The sequence below is a fragment of the Kitasatospora sp. NPDC059973 genome (genome assembly GCF_042737525.1).
In the GTDB taxonomy this organism is placed as follows: domain Bacteria; phylum Actinomycetota; class Actinomycetes; order Streptomycetales; family Streptomycetaceae; genus Kitasatospora.
Genome location: NZ_JBHWUI010000150.1, coordinates 1 through 19,827 on the forward strand (window position 1 = coordinate 1; position 19,827 = coordinate 19,827).

Below are 19,827 nucleotides of genomic sequence, written 5' to 3' on the forward strand. Positions count from 1 at the left end.
GGGGGGGGCCGGCGGGGGGGGGGGGGGGGGCGGTGGCGCCCGGCCCGCCCTCGGCGGTCGCGACCGTGAATTCCCTGAATGCCCGAACGGGGCTACTCGCCGCCCTTTTGCACGAATTGGCGTACAAAATCCTCGGCATTCGACTCGAGGACCTCGTCGATTTCGTCGAGAACCGCGTCGACGTCGTCGCCGAGCTTTTCCTGGCGCTCCTTGAGGTCGTCGGAATTCTGCGCTTCCGCGGCCTGCTCCTCGACCTCCTCGGAGGAGCGGTTCGCCCGCTGCTGGCCGCCGTCGGTGTCCTTGCTCGCCATTTCCCTCACCCCGCTCGATCTGTCTGGCACGGTTTGGTCGCTGCTTGCTGCACCGACCCTATACACAGGGCGCGGCTACCGCTTCCGGTTTGCCGTGGCGCTTCCTGTCCAACACCCGCTGTCACCCCGGATGATTCCCATTCGGCGGACGTTCACCCGTGGTGATCGAAAAGTTACCCGCCGGCCAGCACCCGGAGCAGGTCCTCGGCCGTGCGGCAGCGGTCCAGCAGCTCCTTGACGTGGTTGCGGGTGCCGCGCAGCGGCTCCAGCGTCGGGACCCGCTGGAGCGAGTCGCGGCCGGGCAGGTCGAAGATCACCGAGTCCCATGAGGCGGCTGCCACGTGGTCCGCGTACTGCTCCAGACAGCGCCCGCGGAAATAGGCCCTGGTGTCCTCCGGAGGCTTGGAGACGGCCCGCTCGACCTCCTCGTCGGTCAGCAGCCGCTCGAACCGCCCACGGGCCACCAGACGGTTGTACAGGCCCTTCTCGGGCCGTACGTCGCTGTACTGCAGGTCGACCAGGTGCAGCCGGGAGTTGTCCCACTCCAGCGCGTCGCGGCTGCGGTAGCCCTCTAGGATCTCCCGCTTGGCGATCCAGTCCAGCTGCCGGGAGAGCGACATCGGATCGCGCTCCAGCCGCCCCAGCACGTCCTCCCAGCGCGCCAGGACGTCCACCGTCTGCTCGTCGGCGTCGGTGCCGAAGCGGTCCTCGACGTACTTGCGGGCCAGCTCGAAGTACTCCAGCTGGAGCTGGACGGCGGTGAGCCGGCGCCCGTTGCGCAGCGTGATGAGGTGCTTCAGCGACGGGTCGTGGGAGATCCGGTGCAGGGTGCGCACCGGCTGGTCGACGGCGAGGTCGGCGGCGATGAAGGAGTCCTCGATCATCGCCAGTACCAGGGAGGTGGTCCCGAGCTTGAGGTAGGTGGAGATCTCGGAGAGGTTGGCGTCCCCGATGATCACGTGCAGTCGGCGGTACTTCTCGGCGTCGGCGTGCGGTTCGTCGCGGGTGTTGATGATCGGCCGCTTGAGCGTCGTCTCCAGGCCGACCTCGACCTCGAAGTAGTCGGCGCGCTGGCTGATCTGGAAGCCGTTCGCCGAGCCGTCCTGGCCGATGCCGACGCGGCCGGCGCCGGTGACCACCTGGCGGGAGACGAAGAACGGGGTGAGGTGGCGGACGATGTCGGCGAACGGCGTCGCCCGCTTCATCAGGTAGTTCTCGTGGGTGCCGTAGGAGGCGCCCTTGTTGTCGGTGTTGTTCTTGTACAGGTGGATCGTCTGCCCGTTGGGCAGTTCCAGGGCGCGCTGGGCGGCGGCCGCCATGATCCGCTCGCCGGCCTTGTCCCAGAGCACGGCGTCGCGCGGGTTGGTCACCTCGGGCGAGCTGTACTCGGGGTGCGCGTGGTCCACGTAGAACCGCGCGCCGTTGGTGAGGATGATGTTCGCGAGGCCGATGTCCTCGTCGGTCAGCTGGCTGGCGTCCGCCACGTCGCGCGCGAGGTCGAAGCCCCGGGCGTCGCGCAGCGGATTCTCCTCCTCGAAGTCCCAACGGGCCCGCCGTGCCCGGTGCATCGCCGCCGCGTACGCGTTGACGATCTGGGACGAGGTGAGCATGGCGTTGGCGTTGGGGTGCCCGGGTACGGAGATCCCGTACTCGGTCTCGATGCCCATCACGCGCCGTACGGTCATGCGGCCCTCCTTGCCCGGTGTACCGCCCCCCACGGGCGGAACACGCTGACGTACCGCTGAACAACACCGACGCGGGCCGTGTGCCCGCGAACGGTGGGTCGAGCCTAGAACGCGGCACCGACAGGCGGGCCCCGAGACGCGCCGTCCGGCTGCGGGGCCGCGAGGCGCCACAGCCGGACGGGGTGCGTGCTGGTCCGGGGTCCGCTGCCGGCGGCCCGGAGTGGTGCGGTTACAGGTACTGCCCGGTGTTGGCGACGGTGTCGATGGAGCGGCCGGACTCGGCGCCCTGCTTGCCGGTGACGAGCGTGCGGATGAAGACGATCCGCTCGCCCTTCTTGCCGGAGATCCGGGCCCAGTCGTCCGGGTTGGTGGTGTTGGGCAGGTCCTCGTTCTCCTTGAACTCGTCCACGCAGGCGGCGAGCAGGTGGGAGACGCGCAGACCGCGCTGGCCGTGGTCGAGGAAGTCCTTGATGGCCATCTTCTTCGCACGGTCGACGATGTTCTGGATCATCGCGCCGGAGTTGAAGTCCTTGAAGTACAGGACCTCCTTGTCACCGTTGGCGTAAGTGACCTCCAGGAAGCGGTTCTCCTCGGTCTCGGTGTACATCCGCTCGACGACCGCCTGGATCATCGCCACCACGGTCGCCTCGACGGAGCCGTCGTGCTCCTTGAGGTCGTCCGGGTGGAACGGCAGCGAGCCCTTGAGGTACTTGGAGAAGATGTCCTTCGCGGCCTCGGCGTCCGGGCGCTCGATCTTGATCTTGACGTCCAGGCGGCCGGGCCGCAGGATCGCCGGGTCGATCATGTCCTCGCGGTTCGAGGCGCCGATGACGATGACGTTCTCCAGGCCCTCCACGCCGTCGATCTCGGCGAGGAGCTGGGGGACGATGGTGTTCTCCACGTCCGAGCTGACGCCCGAACCGCGGGTGCGGAAGAGCGACTCCATCTCGTCGAAGAAGACGATGACGGGGGTGCCCTCGCTCGCCTTCTCCCGGGCCCGCTGGAAGACCAGGCGGATCTGCCGCTCGGTCTCGCCGACGTACTTGTTGAGGAGCTCGGGACCCTTGATGTTGAGGAAGTAGCTCTTGCCCTGGGGCCGGCCGGTGACCTCGGCGACCTTCTTGGCGAGCGAGTTGGCCACCGCCTTGGCGATCAGCGTCTTGCCGCAGCCGGGCGGGCCGTAGAGCAGGACGCCCTTGGGCGGGCGCAGCTCGTACTCCTTGAAGAGCTCGGCGTGCAGGTAGGGCAGCTCGACCGCGTCGCGGATCTGCTCGATCTGGTTGCTGAGACCGCCGATCTGGCGGTAGTCGATGTCGGGGACCTCTTCGAGGACGAGCTCCTCGACCTCGGACTTGGGCACGACCTCGTAGACGTAGCCCGAGCGGGGTTCGAGCAGCAGGGCGTCCCCCGCCCGGATGGTGAGCTCGCGCAGCGGTTCGGCGAGGCGCACCACCCGCTCCTCGTCGGTGTGGCCGATGACCAGGGCGCGTTCGCCGTCCTCCAGGACCTCCTTGAGGGTGACGATGTCGCCGATGCGCTCGAAGGCCATCGCGTCCACGATGTTGAGGGCCTCGTTGAGCATCACCTCCTGGCCGCGCCGCAGCTCGTCGAGGTCGACGTTGGGGCTGACGTTCACGCGGAGCTTGCGCCCCCCGGTGAAGATGTCGGCGGTGCCGTCCTCGTTCTGGCTGAGGAAGGTGCCGAATCCGGCCGGGGGCTGTGCCAGCCGGTCCACTTCCTCCTTGAGGGCCACGATCTGGTCGCGGGCCTCTCGCAGGGTGGAGGCGAGCCGTTCGTTCTGGGCGGACACGCCGGCCAGGTTGGTCTGGAGCTCGACGATCCGCTCTTCGAGGATTCTCGAATTGCGCGGCGAGTCGGCGAGCTTGCGGCGCAGCACGGCGATTTCCTGCTCAAGGTACGAGACCTGAGCGGCCTCGTCGGAACCACGAGCGGGCCGGCCGGTGCTGCGGTTGTAGTCGTCATCGTGGGCTGCCACGGTCCTCACCTCCTCCGGGGAGCTGGACGCTTCCAGACCCTACCTGGGACCAGGGGTCCGTAAACCCCTAGATCAAGAAAGATGGAACGGGCGTGTCCGATCTTCGCCCTCGCGTGCTTCCCCTCTGCTTAGGGGATACCCAGCGCGCACCACCCAAAGCCGACCAGATGTATCGTCGAACGAGTCGATATCCGATCGCGACCGAGGGTCGCGGTCAGATCGTTGTACGAATGGCGGGATTGCCTCCCAATTGGGGGCGACCCGGGACAGAAACGGCAGGGGACCATGTCGGTGACCGAAGAGGCGAAGGCCGGCGAAGCGCTGGAGGTGTGGATCGACCAGGATCTGTGCACCGGCGACGGCATCTGCGCGCAGTACGCGCCCGAGGTCTTCGAGCTGGACATCGACGGCCTCGCCTATGTGAAGGGCTCGGACGACGAGTTGCGCCAGCAGCCGGGCGAGACCGTGCCGGTGCCGCTGACGCTGCTTCAGGACGTGGTGGACTCGGTGAAGGACTGCCCGGGCGACTGCATCCACGTGCGCCGGGTCTCCGACCGGGCCGAGGTCTACGGCCCGGACGCCGAGTAGCCCCGGCCGGCGGGCCCCCGCCCCGAGGCGACCGTCGGCACCGGGTCAAGCGCCCCGGAGGCGAGCGGGCGAATAGCAGTCAGGCCTGCGCCAGTGGAGCGGTGGTCTGGGAGCGGACCCAGCCGGCGTCCTTGCGCGTCCAGGTGAGGTCGAGTGAGATGTCCGGGCTGAACCGCGGCACGTCGTCGCCGGAGTACCCCTGCGCGTGGCCGGTGATGGTGCCGTCGCTGCGCAGGCCGAGCCTGCCGACGGTGAGGTTCTCGCGCTCGGAGAGCAGGGTGGCCACCACGACGGGCCGGCCGTCGGGGCCGGGGCCGAGCAGGTAGACGGCGTCCGGCGGGGTGCCGTTCTCGGCCGCGCAGTGCGCGGCGGCGACGGTACCGGGCCGGCCGTCGCCGAGGTCGGCGGCGAAACTGACGGATATCTTGACCGGGAACGGGCCGCAGTCCAACGGGAGTTCGGCCTTGGCCGGATCGGGCGCGGCGGCGGCCGGGAGGGCCTTCACGGTGGGGCGGGCCGGTTTCGGCGTCCCGGTGGCCGGATCCGCGGCGAGCACGGTGGCCACCACGGCGGCGCAGCCGCCGATCGCGAGGGCCCAGTGCCAGGGGGCCGATCGGGCGTGTCCGGGCCCGCTGCGGGCCTGCGGTGTCTGCTGCTCAACCCTCGCCGTGACCGCGGTCTCCACCAGGCGTCCCCTCCAGTGGGTCGGTGTGAGCGAGCATCGTCCCACACCGGCGTGGACGGGGGGTGGCGCGGGTGCGGGGGTAGCACGAAGGGGTGGTACGCGGGCGCGAAACCCGCCGTACCACCCCTGGTGGACGTACCGTCAGCCGAGCTGCTCCGGCTGCTCGACGTCGCCGGTGCGGGCGGCGGCCCGGGCGGCGGCGCGCTCCTGCAGGCTCGGCTCGGCCGAGCCGTTGTCGTAGTCCTCGCCGTACGCGCCCTTGGCGGGGCGGCGGCGGCGCAGCGGCGGCTCGACGCCGTCGGCGAGGCGGCGGGAGGTGAGCAGGAAGCCGGTGTGCCCGATCATCCGGTGGTCCGGGCGGACGGCCAGGCCCTCCAGGTGCCAGGTGCGGACCATGGTCTCCCAGGCCTGCGGCTCGGTGAAGGTGCCGTGCTCGCGCAGCGCCTCGACGGTCTTCGACATCTGCGTGGTGGTGGCCACGTAGCAGCAGATGAGGCCGCCGGGGACGAGCGCCTTGGAGGCGACGTCCAGGCACTCCCAGGGGGCCAGCATGTCGAGGATGACGCGGTCGACGTCGGACTCCACCAGGTTGTCCTGGAGGTCGCCGACGGTGAGCTTCCACGCCGGGTGGGGCCCGCCGAAGTAGCGCTCGACGTTGCTCTGGGCGATGTCGGCGAAGTCCTGCCGGCGCTCGTAGGAGGCCAGCATGCCGGTGTCGCCGACGGCGCGCAGCAGGTAGGTGGAGAGCGCGCCGGAGCCGACGCCGGCCTCGACCACGCGGGCGCCGGCGAAGATGTCGGCCATGGCGAGGATCTGCCCGGCGTCCTTCGGGTAGATCACGGCGGCGCCGCGCGGCATGGACAGGACGTAGTCGGGGAGCAGGGGGCGCAGCGCGAGGTACGGGACGTTCCCCGTGGTGCGCACGACCGTGCCCTCGGGGGCGCCGATCAGCTCGTCGTGCGGGAACGCACCCTTGTGGGTGTGGAACTGGTTCCCGGCCTGGAGCGTGAACGTGTAGTGGCGGCCCTTCGGGTCGGTCAGCTGGACCTGGTCCCCGACCTGGAAGGGCCCGCGTCGGCGGGTGGCACCGGTCGGTTCGGACATGCGGACAATCCTAAGGGAAGCAGGCGCTCCGCCCGACCACGATGATCACCGGCCGGCGATCGCGGCGGTCAGCCGCCGCTCGATGTCGCTGAGCGTGGCGACGCCGTAGACCCGGCCGTCGGCCTCCACCACCAGGTACTCGGTGGCCGGGTGGGCCCGCAGCGCGCGCAGCAGGTCCTCGCCGGCGAGTTCGACGGGCAGCCGCAGACCCGGTTCGAGGTCGCGGGCCAGTGCGCCGACGGCGATCCAGGGGCGGCGGTGCTCGGGGACCTCGCGGACCTGGGACTCGCGGACCAGGCCGATCGGGTCGCCGCGGCCGTCGACCACGACGACGGCGCCGGCCTGCTGCTCCCGGACCCGGCGCAGCGCCTCGCCCAGCGGGGTGTCCGCGCTGACCTCGACGCCCCGGCGGACGAGGTCGCGCAGCCGCAGGTCGGGCAGCACCTCCTTGAGCCGGGCCTGCTGCACGCCGGCGCCGGCGCCGTTCCAGATGATCACGGCCAGGACGGCGGCCAGCACGGCGTCGATGAGGGTGTCGGTGGTGGTCCGGTCGGCGCCGCGGGCGGCGCCGAGCAGCGGCAGGCCGATCAGGACGGCGACGGCCAGCACGCGGCCGGCCCAGGCGGCGGCGACGGTGCCGGTCATCGGCCGGCCGGTGACGGCCCAGACGACGGCGCGCAGCATCCGTCCGCCGTCCAGCGGGAGGCCGGGCAGCAGGTTGAAGGCGGCGACGACGAGGTTGGAGACCATCAGGCCGGTGAGCAGCACCCCGGGGACGCTGGAGAGCTCGACGGCCTGGACGGCGAGGTAGAAGACGCCGCCGAGGAGCAGCGAGAGCAGCGGGCCGACGAAGGCCAGCCAGAACTCCCGCCAGGGGCTCTCGGCCTCCTTCTCGATCTCGGAGACGCCGCCGAGGAACTGCAGCCGGATGCGGCGGACCCCGAGCCGGTAGCGGAGCGCGACCACGGTGTGGGCGAGCTCGTGGATCAGGACGGAGCCGTAGAACGCCACCGCGAAGAAGAACGCGACCAGGTAGCGGTTGGCGCCGAGCCCGGGCAGGACGTTCTCCAACTGGCCGCCGAAGACCCAGGTGATCAGCGCGGCGATGACGAACCAGGAGGGGGTGACGTAGACGGGTACGCCGAAGGGCCGGCCCATCAGGATGCCGTTGCGGCCCTCCGGCTCCTCGGGCGGCCGGGGACCGGGCCGGGAGTCGCCGTCCTGCGGAGGCCGGTCGGAGGTCTGACGCCCCCTGCTGTCGCTCACCGTGATCCCTTCGGTCGGTTCACTGTCGTGCGCCGTGCGCCGGTGCGCCCACGCTACGTGATCAGGGCCGGGTACCGTCGCGCGCCCCTCTCGCAGGGCTCATACCCACTGGGAGGCCGGTGTGGCAGCACCGTGGCAGCGGGATGACAGCTCAGGGCAATAGGGTCGGGGTATGCAGCAGACCGACACCAGCAGCGCCGTCGTGGCCCCGGCGCGTCCACCGGCGCCGCCGACCGGCCTGTCCCCGTCCCGCGCGGGGGACTTCCTGACCTGCCCGCTGCTGTACCGGCTCCGGGTGATCGACAAGCTGCCGGAGCCCCCGAGCGCGGCGGCGACCCGGGGCACCCTGGTGCACGCGGTGCTGGAGCGGCTGTTCGACAGCCCGGCGGCCGACCGGACGCCGGAGCGGGCCCTGGGGCTGCTGCGGCCGCAGTGGGAGCGGCTGCTGGGCGAGCGCCCGGAGCTGGTCTCGCTGTTCCCGGAGGACCCGGACGGCGCGGCGCTGACCCGCTGGCTGGCGGACGCCGAGAAGCTCGTCGAGCGCTGGTTCCGGCTGGAGGACCCGACCCGGCTGCATCCGGTGGAGCGGGAGCTCTACGTGGAGACGGCCCTGGAGTCGGGGCTGCTGCTGCGCGGCTACATCGACCGGGTCGACGTCGCGCCCACCGGCGAGGTGCGGCTGGTGGACTACAAGACCGGCCGGGCGCCCTCGCGGGACTTCGAGGGCAAGGCGATGTTCCAGATGAAGTTCTACGCGCTGGTGGTGTGGCGGTGGAAGGGCGTGATCCCCAAGCGGCTGCAGCTGGTCTACCTCGGCGGGGGCGGGGACGTGGTCAGCTACGACCCGGACGAGGCCGACCTGCTCGCGGTGGAGCGCAAGCTGCAGGCGCTCTGGGAGCGGATCGGCGAGGCGGTGGCCACCGGCGACTTCCCCGCGACCCGCAACCGGCTCTGCGACTGGTGCGACCACCAGGCCAGTTGCCCGGAGTTCGGCGGCACTCCCCCGCCGTACCCGCTGCCGCTGGCGCTGCCGACGGCACGAACGTCTGACGAGGACGATCCCACGGGGGATCCGATGAGCAAGGAGTCCTAGGTGACGATCCGAGTGCTGCTGGTCGACGACCAGCCGCTGCTTCGCACCGGTTTCCGGATGATCCTGGAGGCCGAGGCCGACCTGGTGGTGGTCGGCGAGGCCGGCGACGGTCAGCAGGCGCTGGACCAGGTCCGGGCACTGCAGCCCGACGTGGTGCTGATGGACATCCGGATGCCCCGGATGGACGGCGTGGAGGCGACCCGCCGGATCGCCGGCCCGGGCCGCGACGGCCCGGCGAAGGTCCTGGTTCTGACCACCTTCGACCTCGACGAGTACGTGGTCGAGGCGCTGCGCGCGGGCGCCAGCGGCTTCCTGCTGAAGGACGTGCCGGCCGAGGAGCTGGTGCAGGCGATCCGGGTGGTCGCGGACGGCGCGGCGATGCTCGCGCCGAGCATCACCCGGCGGCTGCTGGACATGTACGCCACCAAGCTGCCCTCGGGCGAGGAGGCGCCGCCGCAGGCGCTGAACGCGCTGACCGAGCGTGAGCTGGAGGTGCTGAAGCTGGTGGCGCGCGGCCTGTCGAACGCGGAGATCGCGGCGGAGCTGTTCGTCAGCGAGACCACGGTGAAGACGCACGTCGGCCATGTGCTGACCAAGCTTCAGCTGCGGGACCGGGTCCAGGCCGCGGTCTACGCGTACGAGAGCGGGCTGGTGCGCCCCGGCGCGCTCTGAGCCCGGACCGGTCCGGACATGACGGTGGCCCGTCCGCTCCCCTTGCACCCTGGGGGGAGTGGACGGGCCACCGTGCTGAGGGTCACCCGGTGGAACGGGTCACTTGCCGAGTCGGCCGATCTCCCAGAAGCGGAAGAAGCCGGTGGTGTCCACGGTCGACTCCACGCCGGTGATGTTCGAACGCGAGGCGAAGAAGGCCTTGTTCTGGAACAGCGGGATCAGCGGCGCGTTGTCGGCGACGATGCCCTGGATCTGCGCGTAGGTGGCGGCCGCGGCGGCGCGGTCGGCCTGCTTGAGGCTCTCGGGCACCAGCTTCTGGCTGATCCGCGGGTCGTCCCAGCCGTGGTGGTAGGCCCCGCCCTCGACGATCAGCGGCGCGACGTAGTTGTCCGCGTCCGGGTAGTCGGCGAACCAACCGATGGTGTAGGCCTGGTACTTGCCCTCGACCCAGCCCTTCTTGTAGACGTCCCAGTCCGCCTCGTGCTGGACGGTCACCTGGAAGACGCCGCCGGCCTCCAGCTGCTTCTTCAGCGCGTCGGCCTCGGCGCCCTCGGCGCGCGAGCGCGACCAGGTGAGGTTCAGCTTGACCGGCATCGGGACCTTGGCCGCGGTGAGGATCGCCTTGGCCTTGGCGACGTCCTGGTCGCCGTACTTGTCGAAGAAGGCGGTGTTGTGGCCGGCGACACCGGCCGGGACCATCGAGTACAGCGGCTGGACGGTGCGCGCGAAGACGTCGCGGGCGAGCGACTTGCGGTCGATCAGCTGGGCGGCGGCCTGCCGGACGGCGACGTTGCCGCCGGTCGCGTCCTTGGTGTTGAAGACCAGGTAGCGGGTGTCGTTGCTGTCGCCCTCGACGACCTGCAGGTCGCTCTTGCCGCCCTGCTGGTCGGACAGGACCTGGGCCGCGGTGTTGGGCTCCAGGCTGTTGTCGGCGAGGTCGATGTCGCCCTTGTCGAGCGCGGCCTTCAGCTCGGCCGGCTTGTCGAAGTACCGGAGGGTGAACTTCTTGTTCCGGAGCTTGGCGTCGCCGGTGTACTTGTCGTTCGGGGACAGCGCGACCTTGCCGGGGACCTTGGCGCCGCCCTCGATGGTCGTGGTCTCGATCGAGTCGATCTTGTACGGGCCGGAGCCGACCAGCTTGTCGTTGGCGAGCAGCTTGTCGGCCGGGAAGACCTCCTGGTCGACGATGGCGCCCGCCGGGCCCGCGAGCTTCGCGGGGAGCGTCGCGTCCGGCGCCGAGAGGTGGAAGACCACCTCGGTGTCGCCCTTGGCCTCGACCGACTTGATCGACTCCAGCAGGCCCGCCGGGCCGCTCTGGTCGGCGATCTTCTTCGTCCGGTCGATGGAGAAGGCGACGTCGGCGGCGGTCAGCGCGTGGCCGTTGGAGAACTTCAGGCCGCCCTTGAGCGTGCAGTGGTACTGGGTGACGTCGCCCGCGGTGAACTCGCAGGACTGCGCGGCGTCCGGGCCGGGGGTGCTGGAGGCGGCCGGGTAGGACAGCAGCGACTGGAAGGTGTTGCGCAGCAGCAGCCAGGAGCCGGCGTCGTACGCGCCGGCCGGGTCCAGCGTGTTGGTGACCGAGGTGGTCCCCATCGTGATCGCCTTGTCGCCGTCCCCCTTGACGGCGTCGGTGACCGAGCCGCAGCCGGCCACCGAGACGGCCACCAGGCCGGCGCAGCCGAGCACTGCCAGTCGTTCAGCTGAAGTCTTCACGGGTCGCGTCCTTCGGGTGCGGTCCGGCCGGGGGCCGGCGGCCCGCGCTCGGTTGATCCTCCGGGGTCGTGGAGGTCGTGCACGGACCGGGCGCCGTGCGACCGCGGGCAGGACGGGGTTGCCCGTCAGCGGCGATGGCAGGGCTCGGGGGTGGGGAACGAACTGGAGTAGCGTGCCATATCGAACAGACCCCACCGATACCCGTACAGGTGACAGTTGGGACACGAGGGGGCGGTGTGGGCGCGACCATTCGACGAGTTGTCAGGCAATGCCCGTTTTCTCCCCGGGGACTCGCCGTGAGCGGACGGGGCCGACCACGTACCGGGCGGTAAGCGGTCTCCGCAATGAGACGACAATCACACTCGCGAGGCGACGAGCGAGCGGAGCAGTTCAAGATCGACGCTCTCCAGCGAGGGCAGCACCAGCCGCCCGGGGGCCGGCTCGATCGGCGCCACCGACGGCACCGCGATCACCGGGCAGCCGGCCGCCTCCGCCGCGCGGACACCGGTCGGCGCGTCCTCCACCACTACGCAGCGGCCCGGCTCCGCCCCCAGTCGCCGCGCCGCCTCCAGGTACGGGTCCGGGTGCGGCTTGGTGCGCGGCACCTCGTCCCCGGCGACCGTGAAGGCGAAGTGGTGGGCGCCCAGCGACCGCAGCACGATGTCGATCACGTGCCGGTGCGAGGCGGACACCAGGGCGGTCGGAACGCCGTGCGCGGCAAGGGTGTTGAGCAGTCGCTCGGCGCCCGGCATGAGTGGCACGCCGCCGCCCAGCAGGTCCACGAAGCGCTGGTTGATCAGGACGGTCAGATCGGCCGGCGCGAGGTCCACGCCGGTGGCGGCCAGCAGGTAGTCGATCACCCGGCTCATCGGGCCGCCGACCACGTGGGCGCGGTCGTTCTCGTCGAGCGTGTAGCCCAGCTCGGCGAAGAGCGAGGCCTCGGCCTGCCACCAGAGGTTCTCGGTGTCGACCAGCGTCCCGTCCATGTCCAGCAGCACCGCCTGGAGGCCCCGGCCGTCGCCGTGGTCGAGGGTCCGGGTGGCGGTGGAGATGGTGGTCATGGCGCGGGTCCTTCCGTCCGTGCCCCGGGGCGCTGCCCCTGGGGATGGCACAGGCCGGCCCGCTGGTGAGCGGACCGGCCCGTTCAGGATGATCCAGGATACGCCCCGCTCCGCCGAAAGGAACGAACGGTGCGCGACGCGGGGGTTACCGCGCGTTGAAGTACTTGGCCTCCGGGTGGTGGATCACGATCGCGTCCGTGGACTGCTCGGGGTGCAGCTGGAACTCCTCCGAGAGCACCACGCCGATCCGCTCGGGCCGCAGCAGCTCGGTGATCTTCGCGCGGTCCTCCAGCTCCGGGCAGGCCCCGTAGCCGAGCGAGAACCGGGCGCCCCGGTACTTCAGCGCGAACATGTCCTTGACGTCCTGCGGGTCCTCGCCGGAGAAGCCCAGCTCGAAGCGGACCCGGGCGTGCCAGAACTCGGCCAGCGCCTCGGCCAGCTGCACCGAGAGGCCGTGCAGCTCCAGGTAGTCGCGGTAGGAGTTGTTGGCGAACAGCTCGTTCGCCGCCTCGGAGATCCGGTTGCCCATGGTGACGACCTGGAGGCCCAGCACGTCCCGCTCGCCCGACTCCTCCGGGCGGAAGAAGTCCGCCAGGCAGAGCCGGCGCCCGCGCCGCTGGCGCGGGAAGGTGAAGCGGGTCCGCTCGGTGCCGTCCTCGTTGTGGACGATCAGGTCGTCGCCCTTGGAGTTGGCCGGGTAGTAGCCGTAGACCACGGCCGGCTCCAGCCAGCCCTCGGTCTGCAGCCGGTCCAGCCACATCCGCAGCCGCGGCCGGCCCTCGGTCTCCACCAGCTCCTCGTACGAGGGGCCCTCCCCGGTGCGCGCGGCCTTCAGGCCCCACTGGCCCTTGAACAGCGCGTCCTCGTCCAGCCAGGAGGCGTAGTCGGCGAACGGCACGCCCTTGACGATCCGGTCGCCCCAGAACGGCGGCTCCGGCACGGTGTTGTCGACCGAGACGTCCGAGCGGACCTGGCCGAGGTTGACCTCCTCCGGCTCCTCGACCTCGACCCGGGCGTGCCGGCGCTGCTTGAGCTCCGGCAGGGCCGCCCCGGGCACGCCGCGCTTGACCGCGATCAGCGCGTCCATCAGCCGCAGGCCCTCGAAGGCGTCCCGGGCGTAGCGGACCTCGCCCTCGTAGATCTCGTGCAGGTCCTGCTCGACGTAGGCCCGGGTGAGCGCGGCGCCGCCGAGGATCACCGGGTAGTCGGCCGCCAGCTTGCGCTGGTTCAGCTCCTGCAGGTTCTCCTTCATGATCACGGTGGACTTCACCAGCAGGCCGGACATCCCGATGACGTCCGCCCGGTGCTCCTGGGCGGCGTCCAGGATCGCCGAGACCGGCTGCTTGATGCCCAGGTTGACCACGGTGTAGCCGTTGTTGGACAGGATGATGTCGACCAGGTTCTTGCCGATGTCGTGGACGTCGCCCTTGACGGTGGCCAGCACGATGGTGCCCTTGCCCTCGTCGTCGGACTTCTCCATGTGCGGCTCCAGGTGGGCCACCGCGGTCTTCATCACCTCGGCGGACTGGAGCACGAACGGCAGCTGCATCTGGCCGGAGCCGAACAGCTCGCCGACCACCTTCATGCCGGCCAGCAGCGTGCTGTTGACGATCTCCAGCGCCGGGCGCTGCGCCAGCGCCTCGTCCAGGTCGGCCTCCAGGCCGTTGCGCTCGCCGTCGATGATCCGGCGCTGCAGGCGCTCCTCCAGCGGCAGCGCCGCCAGCTCCTCCGCCTTGGACGCCCTCATCGAGGTCGAGGAGACGCCCTCGAACAGCTGGAGCAGCTTCTGCAGCGGGTCGTAGCCCTCGCTGCGGCGGTCGTAGACCAGGTCCAGGGCGACGTCGCGCTGGTCCTCCGGGATCCGGGCCATCGGCAGGATCTTCGAGGCGTGCACGATCGCGGAGTCCAGGCCCGCCTCGACGCACTCGTTCAGGAAGACCGAGTTGATCACCATCCGGGCCGCCGGGCTCAGCCCGAAGGAGATGTTGGACAGGCCCAGGGTGGTCTGCACGTCCGGGTGGCGGCGCTTGAGCTCGCGGATCGCCTCGATGGTCTCGATGCCGTCCCGGCGGGACTCCTCCTGGCCGGTGCCCAGGGTGAAGGCCAGGCAGTCGACCAGGATCGAGCCCTCGTCGATGCCGTACTCGGTGGTGAGCTGGGTGATCAGCCGCTCGGCGATGGCGACCTTGGTCTCGGCGGTACGGGCCTGGCCGTCCTCGTCGATGGTGAGGGCGATCAGGCCGGCGCCGTGCTCGCGGGCCAGCGAGGCGATCCGGCCGAACCGGGTGTCCGGGCCGTCGCCGTCCTCGTAGTTGACCGAGTTGAGCACCGCGCGGCCGCCGAGCGCCTCCAGACCGGCCCGCAGGACCTCCGGCTCGGTGGAGTCCAGCACGATCGGCAGGGTCGAGGCGGTGGCCAGCCGGCCGGCCACCTCCTTCATGTCGGCGACGCCGTCGCGGCCGACGTAGTCCACGCAGAGGTCCAGCAGGTGGGAGCCGTCCCGGATCTGCTCGCGGGCGATCTCCACGCAGGCCTGCCAGTCACCGGCCAGCATCGAGTCGCGGAACTTCTTCGAGCCGTTGGCGTTGGTGCGCTCGCCGATCGCCAGGTAGGAGGTGTCCTGGCGGAACGGCACCGCCTGGTACAGCGAGGCGGCCGAGGGCTCCGGGCGCGGGGTGCGGGCGACCACCGGGCGGCCCTGGACGCGCTCGACCACCTGGCGCAGGTGCTCGGGCGTGGTGCCGCAGCAGCCGCCGACCAGCGAGAGGCCGTACTCCCGGGTGAAGACGTCGTGCGCCTCGGCCAGCTCGGCCGGGGACAGCGGGTAGTGGGCGCCGTCCTTGCCCAGCACCGGCAGGCCCGCGTTCGGCATGCAGGAGAGGCCGATCTTCGCGTTCTTGGCCAGGTAGCGCAGGTGCTCGCTCATCTCGGCCGGGCCGGTGGCGCAGTTCAGGCCGATGTAGTCGACGCCCAGCGGCTCCAGCGCGGCCAGCGCCGCGCCGATCTCCGAGCCGAGCAGCATGGTGCCGGTGGTCTCGACCGTCACCTGGACCAGGACCGGCAGGTCCAGCCCCGCCTCGGCGAGCGCGCGCTTGGAGCCGAGGATCGCGGCCTTGGTCTGCAGCAGGTCCTGGCTGGTCTCCACCAGCAGCGCGTCGGCGCCGCCGGCGATCAGGCCGGCCGCGTTCAGCTGGAAGCCGTCGCGCAGCACCTCGTACGGGGCGTGGCCGAGGGTGGGCAGCTTGGTGCCGGGGCCGATCGAGCCGAGCACCCAGCGGGTGCGGCCGTCGGTGAAGGAGTCGGCGGCTTCCCGGGCGATCCGGGCGCCCGCCTCGGACAGCTCGAAGATCCGCTCGGGGATGTCGTACTCGCCGAGCGCCGAGAAGTTGGCGCCGAAGGTGTTGGTCTCCACGCAGTCCACGCCGACCGCGAAGTACGCGTCGTGGACCGAGCGGACGATGTCGGGCCGGGTGATGTTGAGGACCTCGTTGCAGCCTTCCAGGTTCTGGAAGTCCTCCAGGCTCGGGTCCTGGGCCTGGAGCATGGTTCCCATCGCCCCGTCGGCCACCACCACCCTGGTGGCGAGCGACTCACGCAGCGCGTTCGCGCGGCTCTGCTGGGTGACGGACGGGTCGGCTGCAGTGGCCATGGGGCTTCTCCCTGGGTGCGACGGCTGTCGGCTTTGCACGCCCGCTGAATCGGGCACGCACGTCGCCAGGGTATCCGGCCGGTGGCACGGACCGGGTGACCATTTCGTATCCTGAGCACTCGCCGCGACGGGGGAGCGACTGCATGGCGGGTCGAAGCGCACGGATACGACGGCTCGGACGGGCCCTGGGGGCGGCGCCGCGGGCGCTGCGGACGCGCTGGCGGGGGTGGTCCCGTTGGCACAGAACCCTTGCCGTGGCGCTGGTCGTCCTCGCCGTCGCCCTGCTGCCGATCGGCTCCGCGGCGCTCGCCCTGCGGCTCCAGTACGCCGGTGAGCCCTCCCCCGAGGCCCGGACCCGCGGCAAGGACGCGGTCTGGCTGGGCCACGCCTGGGTGGACGGCCGAAAGGGTGACGCCGACGTCGCCGACCTCGCCCGGCGGCTCGCCGGGACGGGCGTGCGCGACCTCTACGTCCACACCGGCCCGCTGGAGCACGACGGCTCGCTGCCGCCCGCCGTCCACCCCCGGGCCCAGTGGTTCACCGAGGCCGCGCACCGCGCGCTGCCCGGCATCCGGGTGCAGGGCTGGCTGGGCGACGAGGTCAAGCCCGAGAAGGACGCCCTGGACCTGGAGGACGCGCCCACCCGGGACCGGGTCACCGCCGCCGCCCGCCAGGTGCTGGACCTCGGCTTCGACGGGGTGCACTTCGACATGGAGCCGATCCGCCCCGGCTCGGCCGGCTGGCTCGCGCTGCTGGACCAGGTCCGCCCGGTGACCGCCGGCCGCGGCGCCCGGCTCTCGGTGGCCGCGCCGCAGATCGACCCGCTGCCCTTCCAGCACGACATCGCCATCGCGCTCACCGACCACGGCAAGTGGTGGGACCAGGCGTACTTCGCCGAGACCGCCCGCCGGGTCGACCAGATCGCGGTGATGACCTACGACTCCAGCATGCCGACCGCCTCGCTCTACGGGGGCTACAACGCCTACCAGACCGAGCTGGCCCTGGAGGCCACCCCCGAGGACGTGGACCTCCTGATGGGCCTGCCGTTCTACTGGGAGGACAAGTGGGGCCACTGGGGGCACGCCGAGACGGTGGACGCCGGCATCCGGGGCATCCGGCTCGGCCTCGGCCGGTACGACCTGCGGCGGGAGAACTTCGGCGTCGGGCTGTACGTGGACTTCGCCGCCACCGAGCAGAACTGGGCCGACTACCGGCGCGGCTGGGTCCGCTGAGGCGCCGCCGTCACGCCATCCGGTGCGCGAGGGCGCCCAGGTAGCGCCGGACGGTGGCGTCCTCGCCCAGCACGTAGTGCGAGAGGGCGCGGTGGAGCGGCCGATGGACCTCGCCGCGCTCGGTGACCGTCAGGCTGCAGCCCTGCCCGGCCGGCGTTAGCACGAGCGTCCAGGTGCCGCCGTAGGGCAGGTCCGGGTCGGCCACGCCGGTCACCAGCCGGTGCGGGGCCTCGCTCTCCAGCACCTCGTAGGTGGCGTGGCCGTGCGGGCCGTACTCGCGCCAGCGCGGCCGGCCGCCCGCGCCCTCCGGCAGCCGCTCGACGTGGGACAGGCCCGGGCGCCACGCCGGATAGAGGTCGACGTCGGTCACGACGTCCCACACCGCGCCCGGCGGCTGGTCGAGCTCCAGGCCGCCCTCGGTCACGTGCTCCACCGGCAGGCGCCGGCCCGCCGCCAGGGCCGCCAGCACCACCGCGCCGGCCCCGGCGGCCGCCACCACGCCGATGCCGATCCACCACCGTCCGTCCATCCGCCCGGCTCCTCACGCCCTGTCCGGCCCCTTGCTCCATCATCGCGCCGCCCCGCCGCGCGGGCGCGCCACGACTCTGCGTCACCACTCCGATACGATCCGTGCCCGATGGGCCGAGGCGGACCGCGCCCGGCCACCGGACCCCGGAGAACCGCCGTGCAGCGCCACCCGCTCCTCACCGCCCTGGCCGCCGTCCCGCTCCTGCTCTGCGCCGCGCCGGCCGCCGCCGCGCCCGCCGACGCCCCGCCCCGCTACGCCGCGCTGGGCGACTCCTACGCCGCCGGGGTCGCGGCCGGCGCCTACGACCCGGCCGCCGGCGACTGCCACCGCAGCGCCAACGCCTACCCGGCGCTCTGGGCCGCCGACCACGGCGCCACCGGCTTCCTCGCCGCCGCGTGCAACGGCGCGACCACCGCGGACGTCCGCGGCGGACAGCTCCCGAAGGTCGGCGCGGACACCACGGTGCTCACCCTCACCGTCGGCGGCAACGACCTGGGCTTCGCCGGGGCGGCCGCCGACTGCCTCCAACCGCTGACCACCGAGGCCCGCTGCGCCGCCACCCTGGACGAGTCCGGCCGCCGGCTGCGGGAGGAGCTGCCCGGCCGGCTCTCCGCCCTGTACGACGACGTGCGGACCGCCGCCCCGCGGGCCCGGGTGGTGGTCACCGGCTATCCGCACCTGCTGCGCACCGGCACCACCTGCCTGATCGGCACCGATGCCCGCCGGCAGCGGTTCAACGCGCTCACGGACGAGCTGGACGAGCTGATCCGCCGCGAGGCCGAGGCGCGCGGGTTCGCCTTCGCCGACGTCCGGACGGCGTTCGAGGGCCACGGGGTCTGCGCGGGCGCGGGGCGGGAGTGGATCACCGGCATCGTGCTCCCCCGGCTGTGGGAGTCCTTCCACCCCACGCCCGAGGGGCAGTCCCTCGGCTACCTGCCGGCCGTCACCGCCGCGACCGGACCGCGCTGACCCGCCCCGGCGCCCGGCGGCCGCCCCGCGGTCCTTCCCGGGGCGCCCTGGGCCCGGCGCGGCGATAACCGCTGGATCCCGGCGCCCCGCTCCCCCAGACTGTCCCGGTGCCCCGCCGGGAGGCGCATCAAAGCCCGTAGGCTGGGCAGGTAGGGAACCATGGAGCGAGGCGTTCCATGGGTGACGAGAGGTTCGACAGTCGGCAGCCGGACCGCCGGCGCCTCGGCAGGCCGGCCGGGGCGGGCACGTCCGACCGCCGACCGGAGGGAGACGCTGGGTGATCGAGCTGGAAGATGTTCCCGAGTTGATCGACCCGGTCATGGTCTGCGCCTTCGAGGGCTGGAACGACGCCGGGGACGCGGCCTCCGCGGCCCTGGCGCATCTGGACGACACCTGGGGCGGCAAGGTGTTCGCCGCCCTGGACGCCGAGGACTACTACGACTTCCAGGTCAACCGCCCCACGGTCTGGCTGGACGGCGGCATCCGCCGGATCACCTGGCCGACGACCCGGCTCTCGGTGGTCCGGGTGACGGAGCCCGCGACCCGGGACATCGTCCTGGTGCGCGGCATCGAGCCCAGCATGCGCTGGCGCTCGTTCTGCAACGAGCTGCTCGGCTTCGCGCACGAGCTGGGCATCGAGCTGGTGGTGATCCTGGGCGCGCTGCTCGGGGACACCCCGCACAGCCGTCCCGTCCCGGTCAGCGGGGTCACCTCCGACCCGGAGCTGGCCCAGCGGCTGGACCTGGAGGAGAGCCGCTACGAGGGCCCGACCGGGATCGTCGGGGTGCTCCAGGAGGCCTGCACGCACGCCGGGGTGCCCGCCGTGACGCTCTGGGCGGCGGTGCCGCACTACGTCGCGCAGCCGCCGAACCCGAAGGCCACGCTGGCGCTGATCAACAAGCTGGAGGACCTGCTGGACCTGCGGATCCCGCCGGGCGAGCTCGGTGAGGACTCCCGGGCCTGGCAGCTCGGCGTGGACCAGCTGGCCGCCGAGGACACCGAGGTGGCCGAGTACGTCCAGCAGCTGGAGGAGGCGCAGGACACCGCCGAGCTGCCGGAGGCCTCGGGCGACGCGATCGCCCGGGAGTTCGAGCGCTACCTGCGGCGGCGGGAGAACGTCGGCCCGGCCGGTGAGAAGCCGGTCGCCGGGCACGCCACGGCGGAGCGGCCGAGCGAGCCCGAGCCGCCGGCCGCGCGGGAGAGCCAGGACGGCACCGAGGAGGACTGACCCCGCGGCAGCGGGAACGCCGGAGGGCGCCGGGACCAGCTGGTCC

General features: G+C 71.9%; 16 protein-coding genes. 6 read left to right on the forward strand and 10 right to left on the reverse strand.

What is annotated here, in order from left to right; genetic code table 11:
* Nucleotides 1–92: 92 nt before the first annotated feature.
* From ACFWA9_RS30630 to arc, 3 genes are all read right to left on the reverse strand, one after another.
* A complete protein-coding gene (locus ACFWA9_RS30630; RefSeq protein WP_329486932.1) occupies nucleotides 93–311 on the reverse strand; it encodes a ubiquitin-like protein Pup in 219 nt (72 codons plus the stop codon).
* Between the two features lie 173 nt (nucleotides 312–484).
* Nucleotides 485–1,996, reverse strand: coding sequence for a depupylase/deamidase Dop (gene dop, locus ACFWA9_RS30635; RefSeq protein WP_352290952.1), 1,512 nt, complete (start codon nucleotides 1,994–1,996; stop codon nucleotides 485–487).
* Between the two features lie 229 nt (nucleotides 1,997–2,225).
* Nucleotides 2,226–3,992 carry a proteasome ATPase gene (gene arc / locus ACFWA9_RS30640; RefSeq protein ID WP_329486934.1) on the reverse strand — a complete coding sequence of 589 codons (1,767 nt, stop codon included), beginning with the start codon at nucleotides 3,990–3,992 and terminating at the stop codon, nucleotides 2,226–2,228.
* A 285-nt stretch (nucleotides 3,993–4,277) separates the two neighbouring features.
* On the opposite strand from arc, the gene ACFWA9_RS30645 reads away from it, so the two are divergent.
* A complete protein-coding gene (locus ACFWA9_RS30645) occupies nucleotides 4,278–4,580 on the forward strand; it encodes a ferredoxin (RefSeq protein WP_329486935.1) in 303 nt (100 codons plus the stop codon).
* A gap of 79 nt (nucleotides 4,581–4,659) precedes the next feature.
* On the opposite strand, the gene ACFWA9_RS30650 is transcribed toward ACFWA9_RS30645, so the two are convergent.
* The 3 genes from ACFWA9_RS30650 to ACFWA9_RS30660 form a co-directional block, all read right to left on the reverse strand.
* The gene (locus tag ACFWA9_RS30650) at nucleotides 4,660–5,265 is read right to left on the reverse strand and encodes a hypothetical protein (RefSeq protein ID WP_352290951.1); all 606 of its coding nucleotides are present in this window, start codon (nucleotides 5,263–5,265) and stop codon (nucleotides 4,660–4,662) included.
* A 141-nt stretch (nucleotides 5,266–5,406) separates the two neighbouring features.
* A complete protein-coding gene (locus ACFWA9_RS30655) occupies nucleotides 5,407–6,369 on the reverse strand; it encodes a tRNA (adenine-N1)-methyltransferase (protein ID WP_352290950.1) in 963 nt (320 codons plus the stop codon).
* 45 nt (nucleotides 6,370–6,414) lie between these two features.
* Nucleotides 6,415–7,635, reverse strand: coding sequence for a site-2 protease family protein (locus ACFWA9_RS30660; RefSeq protein ID WP_352290949.1), 1,221 nt, complete (start codon nucleotides 7,633–7,635; stop codon nucleotides 6,415–6,417).
* 172 nt (nucleotides 7,636–7,807) lie between these two features.
* On the opposite strand from ACFWA9_RS30660, the gene ACFWA9_RS30665 reads away from it, so the two are divergent.
* The gene (locus ACFWA9_RS30665) at nucleotides 7,808–8,728 is read left to right on the forward strand and encodes a RecB family exonuclease (RefSeq protein WP_352290948.1); all 921 of its coding nucleotides are present in this window, start codon (nucleotides 7,808–7,810) and stop codon (nucleotides 8,726–8,728) included.
* Nucleotides 8,729–9,400, forward strand: a complete 672-nt coding sequence (locus tag ACFWA9_RS30670; RefSeq protein ID WP_329486940.1) for a response regulator transcription factor — start codon at nucleotides 8,729–8,731, stop codon at nucleotides 9,398–9,400.
* Between the two features lie 99 nt (nucleotides 9,401–9,499).
* Here ACFWA9_RS30670 and ACFWA9_RS30675 read toward each other — a convergent pair whose 3' ends face one another.
* From ACFWA9_RS30675 to metH, 3 genes are all read right to left on the reverse strand, one after another.
* Entirely contained in the window at nucleotides 9,500–11,113 is a 1,614-nt protein-coding gene (locus ACFWA9_RS30675; RefSeq protein WP_380391311.1) for an ABC transporter substrate-binding protein, read from the reverse strand.
* Between the two features lie 356 nt (nucleotides 11,114–11,469).
* Entirely contained in the window at nucleotides 11,470–12,174 is a 705-nt protein-coding gene (locus ACFWA9_RS30680) for an HAD family hydrolase (RefSeq protein WP_380391314.1), read from the reverse strand.
* Nucleotides 12,175–12,319: 145 nt separating this feature from the next.
* Complete coding sequence (gene metH, locus ACFWA9_RS30685) at nucleotides 12,320–15,823, reverse strand: methionine synthase (RefSeq protein ID WP_329486943.1); 3,504 nt, start codon at nucleotides 15,821–15,823, stop codon at nucleotides 12,320–12,322.
* 254 nt (nucleotides 15,824–16,077) lie between these two features.
* Here metH and ACFWA9_RS30690 point away from each other — a divergent pair, with 254 nt between their 5' ends.
* Nucleotides 16,078–17,055, forward strand: coding sequence for a hypothetical protein (locus tag ACFWA9_RS30690; RefSeq protein ID WP_380391317.1), 978 nt, complete (start codon nucleotides 16,078–16,080; stop codon nucleotides 17,053–17,055).
* 10 nt (nucleotides 17,056–17,065) lie between these two features.
* Here ACFWA9_RS30690 and ACFWA9_RS30695 read toward each other — a convergent pair whose 3' ends face one another.
* Nucleotides 17,066–17,584, reverse strand: coding sequence for an SRPBCC family protein (locus ACFWA9_RS30695; RefSeq protein WP_352290945.1), 519 nt, complete (start codon nucleotides 17,582–17,584; stop codon nucleotides 17,066–17,068).
* Between the two features lie 156 nt (nucleotides 17,585–17,740).
* Between ACFWA9_RS30695 and ACFWA9_RS30700 the strand changes: the two genes are divergently transcribed.
* Both ACFWA9_RS30700 and ACFWA9_RS30705 read left to right on the forward strand, forming a co-directional pair.
* Nucleotides 17,741–18,553 carry an SGNH/GDSL hydrolase family protein gene (locus ACFWA9_RS30700; RefSeq protein ID WP_380391320.1) on the forward strand — a complete coding sequence of 271 codons (813 nt, stop codon included), beginning with the start codon at nucleotides 17,741–17,743 and terminating at the stop codon, nucleotides 18,551–18,553.
* 277 nt (nucleotides 18,554–18,830) lie between these two features.
* The gene (locus ACFWA9_RS30705) at nucleotides 18,831–19,781 is read left to right on the forward strand and encodes a PAC2 family protein (protein WP_380391323.1); all 951 of its coding nucleotides are present in this window, start codon (nucleotides 18,831–18,833) and stop codon (nucleotides 19,779–19,781) included.
* Nucleotides 19,782–19,827 lie beyond the last annotated feature (46 nt).